21 protein-coding genes, 6 tRNA genes and 1 pseudogene are annotated in these 17,939 nt (G+C 71.0%); 12 read left to right on the top strand and 16 right to left on the bottom strand.

What is annotated here, in order from left to right:
• Window positions 1-128: 128 nt before the first annotated feature.
• The 6 genes and pseudogenes from CGL27_RS50420 to CGL27_RS38640 all read right to left on the bottom strand — a co-directional run bounded on the left by CGL27_RS50420 (window position 129) and on the right by CGL27_RS38640 (window position 4,506).
• On the bottom strand, window positions 129-272 hold the full coding sequence (locus CGL27_RS50420) for a hypothetical protein (RefSeq protein WP_162953161.1): 144 nt from the start codon (window positions 270-272) through the stop codon (window positions 129-131).
• A complete protein-coding gene (locus tag CGL27_RS50425) occupies window positions 269-445 on the bottom strand; it encodes a hypothetical protein (protein WP_162953162.1) in 177 nt (58 codons plus the stop codon). Before CGL27_RS50425 ends, CGL27_RS50420 begins: the two co-directional genes overlap by 4 nt.
• Complete coding sequence (locus tag CGL27_RS38625; protein WP_119992269.1) at window positions 442-1,044, bottom strand: hypothetical protein; 603 nt, start codon at window positions 1,042-1,044, stop codon at window positions 442-444. The genes CGL27_RS50425 and CGL27_RS38625 overlap by 4 nt, the downstream gene beginning before the upstream one ends.
• A 109-nt stretch (window positions 1,045-1,153) precedes the next feature.
• Window positions 1,154-2,347, bottom strand: coding sequence for a helix-turn-helix transcriptional regulator (locus CGL27_RS38630; protein WP_119994765.1), 1,194 nt, complete (start codon window positions 2,345-2,347; stop codon window positions 1,154-1,156).
• 184 nt (window positions 2,348-2,531) lie between these two features.
• Window positions 2,532-3,044: a hypothetical protein gene (locus CGL27_RS38635; RefSeq protein ID WP_119992270.1), complete on the bottom strand. Its 513-nt coding sequence runs from the start codon at window positions 3,042-3,044 to the stop codon at window positions 2,532-2,534.
• Window positions 3,045-3,313: 269 nt separating this feature from the next.
• Window positions 3,314-4,506: pseudogene (locus CGL27_RS38640) on the bottom strand (MFS transporter).
• Between the two features lie 136 nt (window positions 4,507-4,642).
• On the opposite strand from CGL27_RS38640, the gene CGL27_RS38645 reads away from it, so the two are divergent.
• Complete coding sequence (locus tag CGL27_RS38645; RefSeq protein ID WP_119992271.1) at window positions 4,643-5,107, top strand: helix-turn-helix domain-containing protein; 465 nt, start codon at window positions 4,643-4,645, stop codon at window positions 5,105-5,107.
• Between the two features lie 43 nt (window positions 5,108-5,150).
• Here the strand turns inward: CGL27_RS38645 and CGL27_RS38650 are convergent, their stop codons facing one another.
• Both CGL27_RS38650 and CGL27_RS38655 read right to left on the bottom strand, forming a co-directional pair.
• Window positions 5,151-5,738 carry a TetR family transcriptional regulator gene (locus CGL27_RS38650; protein WP_119992272.1) on the bottom strand — a complete coding sequence of 196 codons (588 nt, stop codon included), beginning with the start codon at window positions 5,736-5,738 and terminating at the stop codon, window positions 5,151-5,153.
• Window positions 5,739-5,835: 97 nt separating this feature from the next.
• Window positions 5,836-6,735: a cyclase family protein gene (locus tag CGL27_RS38655; RefSeq protein WP_162953163.1), complete on the bottom strand. Its 900-nt coding sequence runs from the start codon at window positions 6,733-6,735 to the stop codon at window positions 5,836-5,838.
• Window positions 6,736-6,913: 178 nt separating this feature from the next.
• Between CGL27_RS38655 and CGL27_RS38660 the strand changes: the two genes are divergently transcribed.
• Both CGL27_RS38660 and CGL27_RS38665 read left to right on the top strand, forming a co-directional pair.
• Entirely contained in the window at window positions 6,914-7,960 is a 1,047-nt protein-coding gene (locus tag CGL27_RS38660) for an aminoglycoside phosphotransferase family protein (RefSeq protein WP_119992274.1), read from the top strand.
• 65 nt (window positions 7,961-8,025) lie between these two features.
• A complete protein-coding gene (locus tag CGL27_RS38665) occupies window positions 8,026-8,313 on the top strand; it encodes a zf-TFIIB domain-containing protein (RefSeq protein ID WP_119992275.1) in 288 nt (95 codons plus the stop codon).
• A 71-nt stretch (window positions 8,314-8,384) separates the two neighbouring features.
• On the opposite strand, the gene CGL27_RS38670 is transcribed toward CGL27_RS38665, so the two are convergent.
• The 5 genes from CGL27_RS38670 to CGL27_RS38690 form a co-directional block, all read right to left on the bottom strand.
• Window positions 8,385-8,456, bottom strand: a tRNA-Val gene (locus tag CGL27_RS38670).
• Window positions 8,457-8,467: 11 nt separating this feature from the next.
• A tRNA-Val gene (locus CGL27_RS38675) sits at window positions 8,468-8,539 on the bottom strand.
• A gap of 23 nt (window positions 8,540-8,562) precedes the next feature.
• Window positions 8,563-8,634: transfer RNA gene (locus CGL27_RS38680), tRNA-Val, on the bottom strand.
• A gap of 1 nt (window position 8,635) precedes the next feature.
• A tRNA-Cys gene (locus CGL27_RS38685) sits at window positions 8,636-8,706 on the bottom strand.
• Window positions 8,707-8,734: 28 nt separating this feature from the next.
• Window positions 8,735-8,807, bottom strand: a tRNA-Gly gene (locus CGL27_RS38690).
• Between the two features lie 160 nt (window positions 8,808-8,967).
• Between CGL27_RS38690 and CGL27_RS38695 the strand changes: the two genes are divergently transcribed.
• The 3 genes from CGL27_RS38695 to CGL27_RS38705 all read left to right on the top strand — a co-directional run bounded on the left by CGL27_RS38695 (window position 8,968) and on the right by CGL27_RS38705 (window position 11,762).
• On the top strand, window positions 8,968-10,023 hold the full coding sequence (locus tag CGL27_RS38695; protein ID WP_119992276.1) for a chorismate-binding protein: 1,056 nt from the start codon (window positions 8,968-8,970) through the stop codon (window positions 10,021-10,023).
• Window positions 10,020-10,847, top strand: coding sequence for an aminodeoxychorismate lyase (locus tag CGL27_RS38700; protein WP_078639905.1), 828 nt, complete (start codon window positions 10,020-10,022; stop codon window positions 10,845-10,847). The genes CGL27_RS38695 and CGL27_RS38700 overlap by 4 nt, the downstream gene beginning before the upstream one ends.
• A 69-nt stretch (window positions 10,848-10,916) precedes the next feature.
• The gene (locus tag CGL27_RS38705) at window positions 10,917-11,762 is read left to right on the top strand and encodes a GNAT family N-acetyltransferase (RefSeq protein WP_119992277.1); all 846 of its coding nucleotides are present in this window, start codon (window positions 10,917-10,919) and stop codon (window positions 11,760-11,762) included.
• A gap of 67 nt (window positions 11,763-11,829) precedes the next feature.
• Here the strand turns inward: CGL27_RS38705 and CGL27_RS38710 are convergent, their stop codons facing one another.
• Window positions 11,830-12,345 (bottom strand): DsbA family protein, encoded by a 516-nt coding sequence (locus tag CGL27_RS38710; RefSeq protein WP_078639903.1) that lies wholly within the window; start codon window positions 12,343-12,345, stop codon window positions 11,830-11,832.
• A gap of 132 nt (window positions 12,346-12,477) precedes the next feature.
• On the opposite strand from CGL27_RS38710, the gene CGL27_RS38715 reads away from it, so the two are divergent.
• Together CGL27_RS38715 and CGL27_RS50430 are read left to right on the top strand one after the other, a co-directional pair.
• Window positions 12,478-12,936 carry a hypothetical protein gene (locus tag CGL27_RS38715; RefSeq protein ID WP_078639902.1) on the top strand — a complete coding sequence of 153 codons (459 nt, stop codon included), beginning with the start codon at window positions 12,478-12,480 and terminating at the stop codon, window positions 12,934-12,936.
• A gap of 68 nt (window positions 12,937-13,004) precedes the next feature.
• Entirely contained in the window at window positions 13,005-13,178 is a 174-nt protein-coding gene (locus CGL27_RS50430; RefSeq protein ID WP_162953164.1) for a hypothetical protein, read from the top strand.
• A gap of 49 nt (window positions 13,179-13,227) precedes the next feature.
• Here CGL27_RS50430 and CGL27_RS38720 read toward each other — a convergent pair whose 3' ends face one another.
• Window positions 13,228-13,797 (bottom strand): CGNR zinc finger domain-containing protein, encoded by a 570-nt coding sequence (locus CGL27_RS38720; RefSeq protein ID WP_119992278.1) that lies wholly within the window; start codon window positions 13,795-13,797, stop codon window positions 13,228-13,230.
• A gap of 312 nt (window positions 13,798-14,109) precedes the next feature.
• Window positions 14,110-14,523: an SsgA family sporulation/cell division regulator gene (locus tag CGL27_RS38725; RefSeq protein WP_003959770.1), complete on the bottom strand. Its 414-nt coding sequence runs from the start codon at window positions 14,521-14,523 to the stop codon at window positions 14,110-14,112.
• Window positions 14,524-14,713: 190 nt separating this feature from the next.
• Here CGL27_RS38725 and CGL27_RS38730 point away from each other — a divergent pair, with 190 nt between their 5' ends.
• From CGL27_RS38730 to CGL27_RS38745, 4 genes are all read left to right on the top strand, one after another.
• On the top strand, window positions 14,714-15,169 hold the full coding sequence (locus CGL27_RS38730) for a TIGR02611 family protein (protein ID WP_119992279.1): 456 nt from the start codon (window positions 14,714-14,716) through the stop codon (window positions 15,167-15,169).
• 66 nt (window positions 15,170-15,235) lie between these two features.
• Window positions 15,236-15,307, top strand: a tRNA-Val gene (locus CGL27_RS38735).
• A 276-nt stretch (window positions 15,308-15,583) separates the two neighbouring features.
• Complete coding sequence (locus tag CGL27_RS38740) at window positions 15,584-16,864, top strand: sugar ABC transporter substrate-binding protein (protein ID WP_119992280.1); 1,281 nt, start codon at window positions 15,584-15,586, stop codon at window positions 16,862-16,864.
• An 11-nt stretch (window positions 16,865-16,875) separates the two neighbouring features.
• A complete protein-coding gene (locus CGL27_RS38745; RefSeq protein WP_119992281.1) occupies window positions 16,876-17,877 on the top strand; it encodes a sugar ABC transporter permease in 1,002 nt (333 codons plus the stop codon).
• Window positions 17,878-17,939: the final 62 nt, after the last annotated feature.

The following is a 17,939-nucleotide window of genomic DNA, read 5'->3' on the forward strand; positions in this document are numbered from 1 at the left end:
GGGGGCGGAGTCCCTGCCCTGCGGTCGGCGGCCGTGCCTGGCCGCGCCGACCACAGGGTGCCGGGGAGGGTGGGCCGCCTGCGCCGTCGTCCGGTACGGGGGCCCGGAACACCAGCGGCCCACCCGGTCTATGGGCCCGGGGTGGCCGCGATGCAGAGGCGGGCCGCGAGCGCCAACAGCGTGCGGATCGCGCTGAGCAGCAGCCCCGGGTGTGCGGCGTGGAAGACGGACAGTGCTGCCCGCTCGGCAGAGGGATGCTGACGGTGACTCATGCGCCATCTCCTGATCGGACCTGCCGCGCAGCCTCCTCGTGGGCGCGCAGCAGCCGGTCGCCCTCCGGGCATACGGCGCCGGGCGTCCGGCAGGCCGGGCAGCCTGCGGCGTGCTCGATGGCCGCGCGCCATGGCTCACTGGCGAAGGGGGCGGCGGTCTCGGCGGCCGTCATCGGGTCCTGCCCCGGTCGACGGCGCGGCACCTGGCGGCGGCTTCGGCGACCACGTCACGCCGGTAGGTCCGGGCATGCCGGGGGCAGGCGTAGACGGTGCGGCCGGCGCCGCTGCCGCCGTGCTGAACGTCGACGATGACTGGCTCGTCGGTAGGGAGTTCGCAGCGATAGCAGGTCTGGCGGCCTTGCGGGACGGGTCCGAGCTCGGCCCGGTCGGCCTCGGCCAGCGCCCTCCACAACTTCGGGGCGTCCGTCAGGTAGTGGGAACGGTCGAGCGGCACGCGCCAGTGGGTGCTGGGGCCCTCCGTCCGGGAGACGGGGGGCACACCAAGGTAGTTGCTCTCGTTGGCCCATTGGGTGAGGACTCGGACTTGCCGCAGGTGCCAGCTTTTAGCGGAGCCCACCTTCACGAGCCAGTACAAGGGAACGTGCTTGTCCTGGATGACGGCGCCGGTCTCGTCGCCGAGTATCTTCAGGACACGTTCTCCGGCGGTGGGGGCCGCGCGAACGGCGTCCCACCATCTACCTGCGGGTAACGCCTCGACGTCCCCGGCGGGTGGCGGCAGCCAGGGCAGGGCTGGTTGTGGGTCTGCGATCACGACACGGCTCCTCGTGGCCGGTATGTATCCGTGCCGTGACGCTAAGTGTGGTGACCCGGGTCACTCAATGGCACTTCCTTCGGGCTGCTGAGGGAAGTGTCAATGAGCGTTACAGCGGCAGGCTGACCGCGTCTGCCAGCGTTCGCATCTCCGGCGTCAACGTCCGCCGCTTCTCGACCACATCGCCGAGAATGTCGCGCGCGTACCGCTGGCTGGCCAGCCACTCCGGCGCCTCGACGTGCACGCTGGTCAGCATGTCCACAGCCTCCGGGTACTGCCGCATCATGGTGTGAGCCTTCGCGACGTCGAGCCGGTGCCGGTGGTACTCGGTGCTCACCGCCAGCCCGCCGGGCTTCCCGGCCGCAGCTCGTCCGGACCGCTTCGGCTTCACCGCGCGCAGTACCTTGTCCGGCTCATCCAGCACGATGTGCCGCTCGCATGCCTTGTACCGCACGGTGGTCGGGCCCCATGTCGTGAGGCGCTCACTACCGCGGGGCAGCTCGCGCCCCAGCAGCACGGAGACCGACTGGGCAAGGCGCATCGTGTCGTCCGCCTCCCCTCGCCGGTTGTCGCGCAGGGCTGCGGCGCTCGCCTGCATCAGCAGCCAGCCGAAAGCGGCGAGCTCCTCCGGTGTCGCCCTGGACATCTTCGGCTCGACGTCGTCCGCCCACTTGGTGGCCAGCTCCCGGGATGCGGCCAACCTGCCCTGCCGGACGAGAAGCCAGCTCCAGGTAGCGATGATCCCCGACGCGCGCAGCCGGTCCGGCGCGTCATCGAGCGCGCGGCGCAGTGCGGTCTCCGCTGCGCCGAATTGGCGGACCTGGGTCAGCACCGATCCGGCGATCTGCAGCAGATGGGAACGTACGTCCCGGGCCTCGGCCGAGTCGCCGAGCGCGTCAGCATCCGCCAGAAGCGGGGCCAGGAGCCCGGTCAACTCAGCGAGTCGGTTGTCAAAGTAGGCGGAACGCACCTCGGGGAGCATCGCGCGTACGCCCTCGACCGTGGGGGCCTGGCCCCTGCAAACCGTCGCGACCTGGACGGCCTGGCCCAACGGGCGCCAGGGCTCGGCGCCCTCGGTCGCGGACTCCTCGTCGTCCCGTTCCAGGAGGTAGCTGGTGGGGACGCGTAGCGCGGAGGCGAGCTTGTGGGCAGTCTCCATGCGAGTGTCGGTGATCTCGCCCTGCTCCAGCTTCCGGATCAGCGAGAGCGATACGTCTGATACGTCGGCCAGTCCCCGCTGCGTCAACCCGCGCCGCTTGCGGACCTTGCGGAGGCTGGAGCCAATGTCAGTCTCTTCGGGCATACTGAACTCCGTTCTGAACGCCACACTCAGACGGTACCCCTGGTCGGCTCGGGGGTGCGTTCGATCGGCCCTCACTCTCATGAGGCCGGCGTTTTCCTGGCCTACGGGCTGTCCCGTAATGACTGAGGGGCGCGCGAGTTCCCAGGCCGCGCCCCGGCTGGCTGGTCGGGCGCGAGTGGGCTGGTCAAGTGCCAAGGCTCTGGATGGTCGCTTCCACCAGCCGGTTACCCTTGATGGCGTTCCACGAGGTGTAGGCCGAAAGCTGAGCGACCACCGCACCCAGCCACTCGGGATCACCGAGCCGGTCCAGCGCTTTCGCCTGGGTGAGCTGGCCGAACAGGGCCTTCAGCACGATGACGTGGCCGCCCGCATAGGGGCGCTGGTGATGCGTGTACCGCACACTCCACAGATCGTACGGATGGCGCACGGTGCCGTACAGGGAGCAGCCGTCGCGGCCCATGTCGACGCCGGGCCGGGAAGGGAGGCCGGGGGCGGCCTGCCACTTCCGGTAAGCGGCCCGCACGTTCAGTTCGACGAACCGGGACCACTGGACAGTGAGCTGGGATGCCGCCTCCCCGTGCCGCCGGTGCTCCAGACCCTCGGAGGTGAGTACGACACACAGGCCGTCCTTCCGCATCGGGTCCCCGAGCACCCACGTGTCCCCCGTCAGCTCCAGAGGTCCCAAGAGCTGGGCCATGGCTTCTCCCCCATTCGCGCGCCTGTACGGAGCAAGAACCTAACTGACGCACCCAGCGACCGGCGGTCGGAGGTGAGCCACCGATCCTGCGCAGCGGCGGTGCTCGAACGACCGGCGGCCCCACAGGCGGCGCCGCTCACTGGGCCGCAGGTGGTTGGTGTAGACGCGGGCGAGGCGCTTCCGGTCGCCGCTGTATCCGGCAGATCACCCCGCCCCCTGTCCACGCCAACGGCACGGCATCGCACTTGGCCGCAGTGGGATTCAGGACCTCACGCCACTGGGCCCAGGCGCCGGGTCGTCGCCCACAGCAGCAGGGCTGAGCAGCTGAATGCCGCTCCCAGGGCGGATACCGCTGTCCACCCGGCCGCCGCGTACGCCGCGGAGGAGCCGATCGCGCCGAGGGCGCTGCCGGCCGAGTAGAAGACCATGTAGCCGCCGATGATTCTGCTTCCCGCGTCCGGGTGGACGGCGTAGATGAGGGACTGGTTGGTGACGTGCACGGCCTGGACGGCGAAGTCCAGGAGGACCGCTCCGATGGCCAGGGCCCAGAGCGACTGCCGGGTGAAGGCCAGGGGGAGCCACGACACGGCGAGCAGGACCAGTGCGGTACCCGTGGTGCGCTGGGCGAGACCGCGGTCGTTCCATCGACCGGCGGCTCCCGCGGCCGCGGCTCCGGCCGCTCCGGCGAGGCCGAACGCGCCGATCGCGGTGTGCGTCAGCGACCAGGGGGGACTGCTGAGCGGCTGGACGACGCTGCTCCACAGCGTGCTGAAGGCCGCGAAGACCAGCAGCGCCAGCATGCCGCGGACCCGGAGCAGAGGGTGGCGGGTGAACAGGGCGACGGTCGATGCCAGTAGACGCCGGTACGGCATGGTGACGGTCGGCGGCCGGTCGGCCGGCAGGGCGAGGCGCAGGAGCACGGCGAGCGCCGCGGTCACCACGGCCGAGAAGAGGTAAACGGCGCGCCATCCGGCCAGGTCGGCCAGGACGCCTGCCACCGTGCGGGCCAGCAGAATGCCGGTGATCACCCCGCTGGTGACCGCTCCGACGACCCGCCCCGAAAGGCGGGAGCGGTGAGGTGGGCCGCCGCGGCGACCATGGTCTGGGCGACGACGGCGAGCGCACCGACCGCCGCGAGGGCGGTGAGCAGTGCGGCGGTCCCGGGTGCCAGACCCGCGCTCAGCAGCGCGGCGGCGAGCAGGCCGAGCTGGAGTGTGATCAGCCTGCGTCTGTCGACGAGGTCGCCGAGCGGGACGAGCAGGAACAGACCCGCGGCGTAACCGAGTTGGGTGATCGCGACGATGGCGCCGAGCAGGCCGGGGCCGAGCGCGAACCGCTCGCCGAGCGTGACCAGCAGGGGCTGGGCGAAGTAGACGTTGGCCACCGCGCTGCCGCAGGCAACGGCGAAGAGCAGGATCAGGCGCGCGGATGGCGGCCCGGGCGGAGCGAGTGCGGTGTTCATGGCCGTCCGACCGTCGGCGGTCGAGCAGTCGCTCGGCATGCGGTGCCCCTCATTGATGGTTGCAAGTTGCTACCTGCTGGACCTTAGGTGAGGAGGTAGCATGTTGCGACCAGATGTGTTGCGAGGAGGAAGTGCGATGGTCGCCCGTACGCGATTCGACGCCGAACCGTGTCCCGTTGCCCGGTCGATCGACGCCATCGGCGACTGGTGGTCCCTGCTGATCGTGCGCGACGCGTTCGACGGCAGTCGCCGCTTCGGCGAGTTCCAGCGGAGCCTGGGCATCGCCAAGAACATCCTCACCAGCAGGCTGCGCACGCTGGAGCAGACCGGAGTGATGGAAGCCGTGCCCGCCTCCGACGGAAGCCGTTACCAGGAATACGTGCTCACGGAAAAGGGCCGTGCGCTCTTCCCCGTCGTCGTGGCGCTGCGCCAGTGGGGCGAGACGCACTGCTTCGGCCCGGGGGAGGAGCATTCGCGACTCCTCGACCGTCGGAACGGGCACCCGCTGAGCCCGCTGGAGATCCGCTCCAGCGACGGGCGCTCCGTCGGCCCGGACGAGACCATCGTCGAAAAGCTCAGCAGTGCGGACGACATGGGTTGACCCGTCCTACGGCCACGGCACAGCCCGTCCCTTCGCGGACGGATCAGCGGGAGCGAAGGCCGTTGATGAGCAGGGCGCAGACGGACTCCAAGGCGGCCTCGGCGCCCGGGGACTGCCACTCGGGGGCGTGTGCGGGGTGGTGGTAGGCCATCGTGGCGTCGAAGACGGTCCGGGCCGTCGCGGCGGGGTCGGCACAGGTGAAGTCATCGCCGACGACGCCGTCGGCGATGATGACGCGTAGCTGCTCGATCAGATCGGCCACATGGTCGGCGGCCGCGCTGCTGTGCTCGGCCGCCAGGACCCGGTAGGTGGCGAAGAGCTCAGGGTCCTCGGACAGCAGCTTCCGCTTGGCGGCGAACAGCGTGGTGAGCCAGGTGCGCAGTCGCTCGGGCGCGGCCTGCCGGGTGTCGGCCGCGACCGTCGCGATGTCCTCGCGCGCCCGGCCGAGCCAGCGCCGGGTGACGGCTTCGCGCAGCGCCGCCTTGGACGGGAAGTGCCGGTAGACGCTGGCGTGGCTGACCCCCAGCGCCCGCGCCACGTCGAGCACCGTGGCCTTCGCCGGTCCGTGGCGGCGCAGCACGTCCTCGGTGGCCGTCAGGATGGTCTCGGCGTCAAGGGGGCCCGACCGCATCAGGGCTCGCCGTTCCGTACGAACCGCACCGCGCGGCTCCCGGTCCCGGCGGCGGGCATCGGCTGCTCCCTCACTGCCAGTTCCTCCAAGTGGCCCGTCAGAAGACCGCGAGCGGGTTGACGGGCACCCCGGTCAGCCCGTGGATACGTGGCGGCGCCACCGTGAGCAGAAAAGCATAGCGGCCCAGCTCCGCGCAGACGGCGGCGAGCTCGTCCACCTCGGCGGCGTCGATCAGGGGCAGGCCCATCATCGGCAGGGCGACCCGGTGGAGCGGCAGGGGGCAGGCGGGATCCAGGTCCGGGTGCGCGTCGCCGATGTCGCCCGCGTAGAGCGACACGCCGCGCCGGTGCATCCAGCGCACCGCGTCCAGGCTCATCCCCGGCATCGGCCGCTCGGGGTCGGGCGTCATGGGCCATCCGCAGCGCACCACCAGGGCGTCGCCGGACTCCAGCCGCACGCGCTGACGTTCCTCGGCCGCCTCGAGATCCCGCCCGGTGACCGCATGGCCACTGGGCAACGGGCCCTCGGCCGCCAGGTCGAGCAGGATGCCCCGGGTGGCGAGCCCGGCGGCGAAGGCCGTCGTGGAGCCGTGCCGGGCGCCGGCCGGTGTCACGGCCTCGTCCACGGGCCGCCCCGGATAGACCCGCCCGTCGCGGATCGCGTGCCCCAGCGCGTCGAGGTGCGTCGAGCGCGGGTGGTGATTGGTCACCAGCATCACGTCCGCCATCGCCGGCGCCGGGGAACCGACGTAGACCATCAGCTGCTGAACGGGCGAGGCGTCTTGGGTGGACGGTGCGAAGGGGCCGCTGATGAGCGGCGCGGGCTGGACCGGAACCGCGAGGGACACCGTCCGCCCGGTGCGGGCCTCCGCGGCGCCCCTGGCCCGGGCCTCCGCGGTGATGAGGTTGAGCGTGCCGAGCTGGTCGTCCTCACCCCACCGGCCCCAATTGCTCGGCAGGTCCTGTGAGTTGCTCGTTCCCGTACGCGATGCGTCCATGGCGCCGAACCGTACCGGGTTGGGGTTACAGAATTCAAACTTTGTAACCATGGAGTGTGGCGCCGCAAGCGCCCGCGCCCCGCACCCGGGTGAGCGCCCGACACCAGGAGGGGCGGAGCACCTGCACCCCGCCCGGCAGGGGCTACGATCCCGGGGCAGCCGATGACATGGGGGAGCCGTGAGCCAAACCGCGGCGCAGCTCGTCGCCGCCCTTCGCCGGGGCCGGCGTGATGCCACCGCCGAGGTGACCGTCCTGGCCGACCGGCCCGACGCCACCGTCGTGCGGTGCGGCCATGTCGTCGCCAAGGCGCACCCACCCGGCACGGACCCGGCCGAGCTGGCCGTCCGGCTCGGGGTCGCGGCCCACCCCCGGTGCGCGGGGATACTGCTGCCGCCGGTCGACGACGACATGGGCGCGCTGCCCGACGGCCGACGGGTCACCCTCTGGCCGTACGGCGAACCCGTGGCGCCCGACGCGCCGGACGCCGCCCCGTGGGTCGAGGCGGGGAAGCTGCTGGCCCGGCTGCACGCCGTGCCGGTCACCGAACTGCCCGGCCCCCTCCCGGCGATGCGCGGCCCGGTCAAGGCGGCCCGCGCCATCGCCCGGCTGCGGGCGGCGGCGCTCCCCGACAGCGCGGCCATCCGGGCCGTGCTGCAGGCCTGGTCCGGTCTGCCCGGCTGGGCGCGAGGCGTGGACCGCACGGACCGCACGGACCACACGGACCACACGGACCGCGTGGACCTGGACCATACGGACTGCCGGGCTCACGGGGATCGCGCGGATCACGGGGCTCACGGGCATCGCCGGGACCGTCGGGATTACGAGGACCGGCAAGAGGTCGACAGGCTCTGCCATGGCGATCTCCACCTCGGTCAGCTCATCCGCCCCCGCGCCACCGACTGGCGGCTCATCGACATCGACGACCTCGGCCTCGGCGACCCCGCCTGGGACCTCGCGCGGCCCGCCGCCTGGTACGCCGCCGGGCTGCTCGCCCCCGAGGACTGGGACCGGTTTCTGGGGGCGTACCGGGCGGCGGGTGGTTCCGCCGCGGGGCAGGGCGACCCCTGGCCGCGGCTGGACGTGCCCGCCCGTGCCCTCACCGTCCAGACCGCCGCGCTCGCGCTCGCCAAAGCGGCGGCTGCCGGGCGGGCGTTGGACGAGGCCGAGGAGGCGATGGTGGAGGCGGCTGTCCGCATCGCCCGGTACATGGAGGCCGTAGGCTGAAGTCCACGCGGTCGGACGGATGTTCCGGCGCGTTGTTGTCCGAAGCATGAGGAGTTGAGCGGACCATGCAGTGTCCCAAGTGCCATGCGCCGATGCACACGTATAACCGCAATGGCGTGCAGATAGAGCAGTGCAGCGGCTGCCGGGGGATCTTCCTGGACTACGGGGAGCTGGAGGCGCTGACCCGCCTTGAGACGCAGTGGACCCAGCAGATGCCGCCCGCCGCGCCCGGCCCGCAGGGGTACCCGGCCGCGCCCGCGCCCGCGTGGGGCGCGCCGCAGCACGGCGGCCACCACGGTGGTCACCACGGCCACCACAAGCGGGGCTTCGGGCACATGCTCTTCTCGTCCTGAGGACTGAGAGCTGATAGCCGAGAAACGTCAGAGGGCCGGAGCTCTTCGCTCCGGCCCTCCGCCGATCAGTGTGGACGATACTGGGATTGAACCAGTGACCTCTTCCGTGTCAGGGAAGCGCTCTCCCGCTGAGCTAATCGTCCGCGGGACTGCGTGCGCGATACTGGGATTGAACCAGTGACCTCTTCCGTGTCAGGGAAGCGCTCTCCCGCTGAGCTAATCGCGCAGGTGGATCCGCGAGGATCCGAGTGGACGATACTGGGATTGAACCAGTGACCTCTTCCGTGTCAGGGAAGCGCTCTCCCGCTGAGCTAATCGTCCGAGGTGGAGACGGGATTTGAACCCGTGTAGACGGCTTTGCAGGCCGTTGCCTCGCCTCTCGGCCACTCCACCAGCCGTGGAGGTCGAAACCCCCACACCGAGCGGACGACGAGATTCGAACTCGCGACCCTCACCTTGGCAAGGTGATGCTCTACCAACTGAGCCACGTCCGCAGGTGTCGTATGTCCGGGGCGCTTCCGCGTCCCGGCGACGTGTTGAACTCTAGCGGATTCCCCGGCCAGCTCAAATTCCGTTTCCGCAGCGTGCTGCCCTGCTCGGGTGCCGCACGCCCTCCCGAGGCCGCCCTGACCTGGGCACCATAGACTCGCAACCGTGCACGATCTGCCCCCGCTCGCCCGCTTCGGCGGCCTGCTCGCCTCCGATCTACGCGATGTGACCAGCGATCCGTCGGCCCTGGACACCCAGGGTTTCTGGGCCGTTGTCGCGGACTTCGAGGGCCGTCTGGTCTGTGCACGCTTCGGGGACGTACGGACCGAGCCCGTGCCGCCCCCTACGCCCGGTGGCTGGCGCGGCCCCTCGGCCGGGGAGTGGACCTCGTCGCTGGACCGGGCCGCCTACACCTCCGGGGTGCGCGGCATCCGGCGGCGCATCGCGGCCGGTGAGGTCTACCAGGCCAATCTCTGCCGGGTGCTGACCGCGCCGCTGCCCGATCCGGCCGGGGCCGATGTGGACGCGCTGACCGCGCTGCTGGCCCTGGGCAACCCCGCCCCGTACGCGGGCACCGTAAGGCTGCCCGCCCACGGGGTGGAGGTCGCCACGGCCTCGCCCGAACTGTTCCTGCGGCGCGCCGGGCGCACCGTGGAGTCCGGCCCCATCAAGGGCACCGGCCGCGGCCCCGAGGACCTGCTGGAGAAGGACCACGCCGAGAACGTGATGATCGTGGACCTGGTCCGCAACGACCTGGGCCGGGTCTGCGCCACCGGCTCGGTGACCGTCCCGGCCCTCTGCGCGGTCGAACCGCATCCGGGACTGGTCCACCTCGTCTCCACGGTGCGCGGCGAACTCGCCCCCGGCACCGGCTGGCCGGAACTGCTCGCCGCCACCTTTCCGCCCGGATCGGTCACCGGCGCGCCCAAGTCCAGCGCGCTGCGCGTCATCGAGGAACTGGAGACCGCGCCCCGCGGCCCGTACTGCGGCGGCATCGGCTGGGTCGACGCCGACCGCGGCACCGGTGAGCTGGCGGTCGGGATACGCACCTTCTGGATCGACCGCGGCCCGGCCGGGGCCGTGCTGCGGTTCGGCACCGGGGCGGGCATCACCTGGGGCTCCGACCCGGAGCGCGAATGGGACGAAACGGAACTCAAGGCCGCCCGGCTGCTCGCGGTAGCGTCGGGCGTACAGCAGCCGACGGGAAGGGCGACGCGATGAAACCGGCCATCTGGCTCGATGGATCCCTCTGCGACGCGGACAGCGCCAGGGTGTCCGTCTTCGACCATGGACTCACGGTCGGCGACGGTGTCTTCGAGACCGTCAAGGCCACCGAGGGGAGGCCCTTCGCCCTCACCCGCCATCTGCGGCGGCTGGCCCGCTCCGCCGAGGGCCTGGGGCTTCCCGAGCCGGACCTGGACGAGGTGCGGCGGGGCTGCGAGGAGGTGCTGGGGGCCCACCCCGTGCCGTTCGGGCGGCTCAGGATCACCTACACCGGCGGGCTCTCGCCGCTCGGCTCCGACCGCGGCACGGCCGGCCCCACCCTGGTGGTCGCGCTGGCCGAGGCGTCCCGCCGGCCCGACGCCACGGCCGTGATCACCGTCCCCTGGGCGCGCAACGAGCGCGGGGCGCTCACCGGCCTGAAGACCACCTCGTACGGCGAGAACGTGGTCGCGCTGGCCCGCGCCCGCGAGCAGGACGCCACCGAGGCCCTCTTCGGCAACACGGTCGGCGCGCTCTGCGAGGGCACCGGCACCAACGTCTTCGTGGTCCTCGACGGCGAGCTGCACACCCCGCCGCTCTCCTCCGGCTGCCTCGCCGGGATCACCCGCGCCCTGGTGCTGGAGTGGGTGGGCGCCAAGGAGACCGATCTGCCGCTGGAGGCGCTGCGCCGGGCCGAGGAGGTCTTCCTGACCTCCACGACCCGCGACGTACAGGGCGTGCACCGGGTGGACACCCGCACCCTGCCCGGCGCCCCCGGCCCGGTCACCGCCGAGGCCCTGCGGATCTTCACCGAGCGGGCCGCCGCGGACATCGACCCGTGACCGGCCGGTAGCGGCGGATCCGCGCGGAAAACGGGTGACGTCGGCCCGGCGGACCGGTAGAACACCCTCGTGACCACCACTCTGCGGCCCATCGCGCCCGAACAGCACACCGACGGCGGCGGGCGTGCCCGCTCGTACGAGGTGTGCGTCAACAGCCGCCCCGTCGGCTCCGTCCAGCTCACCACCGACGCCCGCCTGGGCCCGGTGGCCGGGTGCATCGAGCGGCTCCACATCGACGAGGGCGAGCGGCACCGGGGCCGCGGCACGGTCGCCGCGCTCGCCGCCGAGGAGGTGCTGCGCGGCTGGGGCTGCACCCAGCTCGTGGTGGGAGTCCCCGCACCGGCCACGACCGCCCTCGGGCTAGCGGCCGCGCTCGGCTACCGCGAGCGCGGCCGCAATATGTTCAAGCGGCTCACGGAGCCGCCCGAACTGCCCGGGGACAGCGCGATACGCCCCATGACGGAGGCCGAATACCCGGCGTGGCACGCCCACAAGCGGGCCGGATACATGGCCGACCTGCTGGAGCGCGGAGTCACCCGGCAGCAGGCCGAGACCAAGGCGGACACCGACTACGCCACGCTGCTGCCGCAGGGCCCGGACACCCCCGGGGCCCTGCTGCGCATCCTCGCCCACGGCGGTACGGACGTGGGCACCCTCTGGGTCACGCTGCGCGAGGGGGAGCCCGACGCGGCCGAGAGCGGGGAGGCGTACGTCTACGCCGTCGAGGTCACCGAGGAGCACCGGGGCCACGGACACGGCCGCACCCTGATGCTGGCCGCCGAGCGCGCGAGCCTGGCGCACGGGGCGCGCGGCCTCGGCCTGTATGTCTTCGGCGGCAACACCCCGGCGCTGCGGCTGTACGAGTCGCTGGGCTACGAGCCGACCGAGTACCAGCTCTACAAGGCGCTGCTCTGAGCGTCCTGCTCTTACGGCCTGATCCGAGGGTCTGCTCCAAGGGCCTTCCGAGGCCCCGCCGGGGGCCTTACGGCCGCTCGGCGATGAGGCGGGCGGCGATCTCCTCGACGCGCTCCCGCAGCCCCTCCTGGCTCTTGCCGCCGTCGAGCCGCTCGCCGCCGATCACATACGTGGGGGTGCCGGTGACCCCGATCGCCTTGCCCTCGGCCTGGTCCGCGTCCACGATCAGGATGTGCCGGCCGTCGACCAGCGCGGTGTCCATCTCCTCGGCGTCCAGCCCCAGTTCCCGGGCCACCTCCACCAGCAGCGGCTCACCGCGGGTCCCGAGCTCCTCGGTGCGCTCCAGGACGGCCTCGACATACGGCCAGCCGCGCCCCTGTGCGATGGCCTCCTCGGCCGCCTGGGCCGCCGCGTGGGCGTGCCGGTGGCGCTCCAGCGGGAAGTGGCGCAGCCGGATGTCCAGGGTGTCCTGGAAGCGGTCGCGCAGCGCGCGCAGATCGCCCAGGGCGGTACGGCAGTCGGGGCACTGCAGCTCGCACCAGACGTCGAGCACGGGGCGAGGGGAGGGGTCGGTGTGGCTCATGGGGCCAGTCTTCCAGCCCCTGGTCCCTGCTCCGTACCCGGAGATGTCCCTGATCCCGGGCCTGGGCCATGGCCCCCGCCGCCTTACGGGGTGCACGATGGACATACCGGAACGCCAGTCGCGGGAGGAACGATGCTGACCGACACCATTTGTGCCGCGCTGTCCGCGGCCGGTCTGGGCATCGCCGGGCTGACCGCCTACCGCAAGCGGTTCCTGGCCGCGACCCGGATCGCCGCCTACGCCCTGGTCCCGCTGGGCCTGGCGATGACCGGCATCCTGGACTGGGTGGCCGACCTGGTCTTCAAGCCGACCGTCTGGGTGGGCTTCGGCGTGCTCGGCCTCTCCTGGGCGCTGTTCATGATCAGCCGGGCGGTCGAGCGCCGCTCCGGCGGCACCCGTAAGGAGCGCAGGGCGGCGGCCGCGGCCGAACGTGCCGGGGTGTCCGCTGGGGCCTCGGAGCCCGCGCTGGGGCCCGGCCGAGGAGCCGCCGGGACGAAGGCGGCGGAGCGGCCGAAGGCCAAGGGCGGAACGAGCTCTGGCACAGATGACTTCTCCGACATCGAGGCCATACTCAAAAAGCACGGGATCTGACAAGCGACCGATCAAAAAACGATCACCGGTCGCAGGCGGGGTGAGGGCTGGGTCATGATCTCCGCGAGATGTTGCAATCACCGCCCGGGGAGCAATCCCCCATCGAAGGACCCCCTGTTCCGCCGAGCGACGAGACCCGTGGCTGTCTCTTCGCCCTCTCGCAGCCGCCGCTGATGCTGTTCCTGGCGTTCATCGGCACCCTGCTCGTCGTGACCGCCGTTCACGACCTCCACCGGTGGTGAGGCGGCGCCCCGCCCGTTCCCCCTCCGCTCGACCGCCGCGCGCGGGCGGTCAGCTAGCGGCCTCGCGGCGCCGGGCGCGGTACGCGGCGACATGCAGCCGGTTGCCGCAGGTGCGGCTGTCGCAGTAGCGCCGGGAGCGGTTGCGGGACAGGTCCACGAAGGCGTGGCGGCAGTCCGGGGCTTCACAGCGGCGCAGCCGCTCCCGCTCGCCCGCCACCACGAGGAACGCCAGCGCCATGCCGCAGTCGGCGGCGAGGTGGTCGGCCAGCGAGGCCCCGGGCGCGAAGTAGTGCACATGCCAGTCGAAGCCGTCGTGGTCGGTGAGCCGGGGCGTGGTGCCGGCCGCGGCGATCATCGCGTTGAGCAGCTCGGCGGAGCGGCGGGTGGCGGCCTCGTTCCCGGCCGCCGAGAAGACCTCGGCGAAGCGGTCCCGTACGGCCCGGACGGCGGTGAGGTCGCGCTCCGCGAGCGTGCCGATGTCGCTGATGCCATTGCGCTCGACGAACCGGCGCAGGGCGGCGACATCGGCGAGGTCGTCCCGGTCCGCACCCTCGGGCGCGGTGTTCACCAGATCGACGACCGCGTCGAGCGCGCACCGGGTGTCGTGGTTGATCAGCACGATTGGCTCCCTGGCCGGCTGGGTCGGCGGCTGCCTCTGGGCTGCCCTCGATCTGCCCGACTCTAGCCCTGCCGGGCGCCGGGCGGTCACCGGACGGCACGGGCGGGCACGCGAGGGTGCCGCGCGGGCACGCGACGGTGCCGTCGCCGCGGGGGGTGCCGCGGCGACGGCACCGTCGCCTGCCTCTGCCGTTGTCGGGTTGCCGTGGTCGGGATGGTCGGTACTGAAAGGTTGCGCATGTCGCGTAGATCGCGCCCAGGCTTGCGCCGTCTCCCCGAGTCGGACGGCCGAGCGCTCAGCTCTCGTCGGGTCTCAGCTCTCCGCCAGGATGTGGGAGAGCTCTGTGTCGAGGTCGAAATGGCGGTGTTCGGTACCGGGTGGCACCGCGGCGTCGGTTCGCTTCAGGAACGACTCCAGGGCCCGCGCCGGGGCTTCGAGCAGTGCCTCCCCCTCCGGGGAGCTCAGGGCGATGCAGACGACTCCCTGGCCGTGGCTGCGGGACGGCCACACACGGACGTCGCCGGTGCCGGTGGGCCGGTGCAGGCCCTCGGCGAGAAGATCGCGGGCGAACACCCATTCGACCGTCTCTTCGGCTCCGGTGTGGAAGGTGGCGTGCACGGCGTAAGGGTCGGCCGTGTCATACCGCAGGCCCGCGGGTACAGGCAGTGAGGATTCGCTCGACACAACGAGGCGCAGGTGCAGCTCGCAGCTGACCGTGGTGTTCATAAGCGCCAGGGCCTTTCGCTCAGTGTGCGCTCGGGGATTCGCACGTCGGCGAAATCGACATGCCACCTACGGTGCCGTTGTAAACCCCTCTGACCGTTTTGCGGCGCTTCCGGTAGCTCTTGCGGCCCAGCTCCGACATGGGTACTGCCGCCGTTCCGGTGACTTCAATTGATCAGGTAGGTTGGGTCACATGAATGCGGAGAGTGACGGGCGGCGGGGGGGTGCCGAAACGGCACCCCAGGCCGCGACGGGGGGCGACGGGTCGAAGCGGGAGCCGGTATGGGGTTCCCGGGCGCCGCGGTTCATCAAGCGGTCGCGACCGCTCCACCTGAGCTGGCAGGTCGGCGTCTTCATCGTCGGCCTCGGGGTCGTGGGCCTGGGCATCATTCTGCTGCCCCTGCCCGGTCCGGGTTGGCTGGTGATCTTCGCCGGAATGGCGATCTGGGCGACCGAGTTCGTCTGGGCCCAGCTCGTGCTGGCCTGGACCAAGCGCAAGGTCACCGAGGCGGCGCACCGTGCCCTGGATCCGAGGGTGCGTCGGCGCAATCTCATACTGACCACGATCGCGGTGGTGATCTGTGCCGCGGCGGTGACGGTCTACGTGTGGAAGTTCGGCATCGTGATGCCGTGGAAGATCGAGCAGTGACCGGTCCGGGGTCGTAGGACTGGTCATGAGCACGGTCCGGCATACGCTAATGTTGGCCGTGCGCCAGGGCGATTAGCTCAGTGGGAGAGCGCTTCGTTCACACCGAAGAGGTCACTGGTTCGAACCCAGTATCGCCCACCCTGGACCGAGGGCCCGGAAGGCATCAGCCTTCCGGGCCCTCGGCGTTCTCGCATATCCGAAGGTGCCCGGCGGCTGTCCGAAGGTGTCCGGCGACGGGAAGCCGTCGGTGCCGTCCCCAGTGCTGTTGTCGAAGCGCTTCACCTCAATCCTGATCGATCCTGTCCGAACCGTTGACGTACGCGTCGCTGGTCCTTAACTTGTCCCGGCAAGCGCTTGCCTAAAACGTTTCAACCAATGGGGGCAGCCGGATGGCCTGCCCGGGAGGGGCGTGTCATGGGTGCTCGGCGATGGACGGCGAGGGCGAGAGGGGTCCGCGCGGGCGCGGCCGTGGTGGCCGCGCTGGGGCTGCTGGCCACCGGCTGCGGCGGGGGGAGTGGCTCGGGGGACGGCAAGGTGACCATCCGCTACTCCTGGTGGGGAGCCAAGGACCGCGCCGAGCTGATCCAGAAGACGGTGAAGCTGTTCGAGAAGGAACACCCGAACATCAAGGTCAAGACGGACTTCTCGGAATACACCGACTTCTGGAGCAAGTTCAACACCCAGGCCGCGGGCGGAAACGCACCGGACGTCTTCCAGAACTCCTACGCCTTCCTGCGCAAATACGGCGACAAGAACCTTCTCCTGGATCTGAATGGTCAGGCCAAGGCCGGAAATCTCAGCCTGAAGGGTTTTCGTAACGGGCTGGAGAAGGCCGGGGATATCGACGGCAAGCTCCTGGGAGTGCCGGTCGGCGCCAATACCTTCGCCCTCTTCTACAACCCGGACGCGTTCAAGAAGGCCGGAGTGACCGTCGGGGACGGATGGACCTGGGACGACTTCTTCGCGGCCGCCAAGAAGGTACGCAAGAGCGACGACACCCTCTACGGCGCCGGCGACAACGCCAATGTGATGTATCTCTACGACCTGTATCTGCGGCAGAACGGCAAGGCGTTCTTCACCAAGGACAGCAAGCTCGGCTTCACCAAGGACGACCTCACCGAGTGGTGGGGCCGGTGGCAGCAGCACGCCAAGGCCGACGAGCTGGTGCCGGGCAAGAAGTCCGAGCAGGCCAAGCCCAAGGCGTCGATCAGCGCCGGTCTGTCGGCCTCCGAGTTCACCTGGGACAACTTCCTGGTCCGCTTCGCCGCCGAGACCAAGACCACCCTCGACCTCGGGCCCATCCCGACCACGGACGGCAAGCGGACCGGCCAGTACCTCTCCTCGCTGATGCTCAGCGGCTCCGCTCGCACCCAGCACCCCAAGGAAGTCGCCCAGTTCATCGACTTCATGACCCATGACCCCGAGGTGGGCAAGGTCATGGGCTACAACCGCGGCATCCCGGCGACCATCTCCCAGTACGACGCCTACCAGCCCCAGGGCGTCGACGCCAAGATCGCCGCGTATGAGAAGAGCGTGAGCGCCAAGCTGGAGCCGATCACTCCGCATCCGGCCGGTGCCGATGTCGCCGAGGCCGCCTTCCTGAGGATCTACACCCAGGTCGCGCTGGGACAGACCTCGATGGGCAAGGCCGTCGACCAGTTCTTCAACGAGGCCGAGTCCGCGCTCGGCTCGTGAGGAGAGCTTCCGTGACACCGACCACGACGCGTGCGACGGACGGAGCGCGGCCTCCCACCGGGAAGTCCCGGGCCACGGCCGCCCCCGGCACCCGCCCCGCCCCCGCGGCGGGGCGGCGGCCGGGCCGCCGGGAGAACCTCGCCGGCTATCTCTTCCTGACGCCCTGGTGCATCGGGATCCTGCTGCTCACCCTCGGCCCGATGCTCGTCTCGCTCTATCTGGCGTTCACCGACTACAACCTCTTCGACTCGCCGCGGTGGATCGGGTTCAAGAACTTCCAGGACCTCTTCCAGGACGACCGCTGGTGGACCTCGGTCCAGGTGACGCTGAAGTACGTACTGATCGGCACTCCGCTGAAGCTGGCGGCGGCGCTCGCCGTGGCGCTGCTGCTGGTCAAGCCCCGTAAGGGCCAGGGCTTCTACCGTTCGGCGTTCTACGCCCCCTCGCTCATCGGCGCCAGCGTGAGCGTCGGCATCGTCTGGCGGGCGATCTTCAACGACGACGCGATCGTCGACAAGTCGATGAGCCTCTTCGGATGGGACGTCGGCGGCTGGATCGGCGATCCGGACTGGGCGCTGCCCACCCTCGTCACCCTGACCGTCTGGCAGTTCGGCGCGCCGATGGTGATCTTCCTGGCCGGGCTGAAGCAGGTGCCGGGCGAACTGTACGAGGCCGCCGAGATGGACGGCGCCGGCCGCTGGCGGCGGTTCCGGTCCATCACCCTGCCGATGCTCTCCCCGGTGCTCTTCTTCAACCTCCTGCTGGAGCTCATCCACTCGTTCCAGGTCTTCACCTCGGCGGTGGTGATCGCGGGGTCGGGCACCAACACCGGCGGACCGGGCGACTCCCTGCTGGTCTACGGCTGGTACCTCTACGAGCAGGGCTTCCGCAATCTGCGCATGGGTTACGCCGCCGCGATGGCCTGGATGCTGATGCTCGGCATCGGCCTGGTGACCGCCGTGCTGTTCAAGACCCAGCGCGGCTGGGTGCATTACGAGGAGGACGCCAGATGAGCGTGTCCCGGCGCGCTGCGCGGGCTGGACTGAGGAGCCGCGCAGCGACGAAGGAGCGAGCA

This window comes from Streptomyces sp. 11-1-2 (assembly GCF_003595545.1).
GTDB lineage: Bacteria > Actinomycetota > Actinomycetes > Streptomycetales > Streptomycetaceae > Streptomyces > Streptomyces hygroscopicus_B.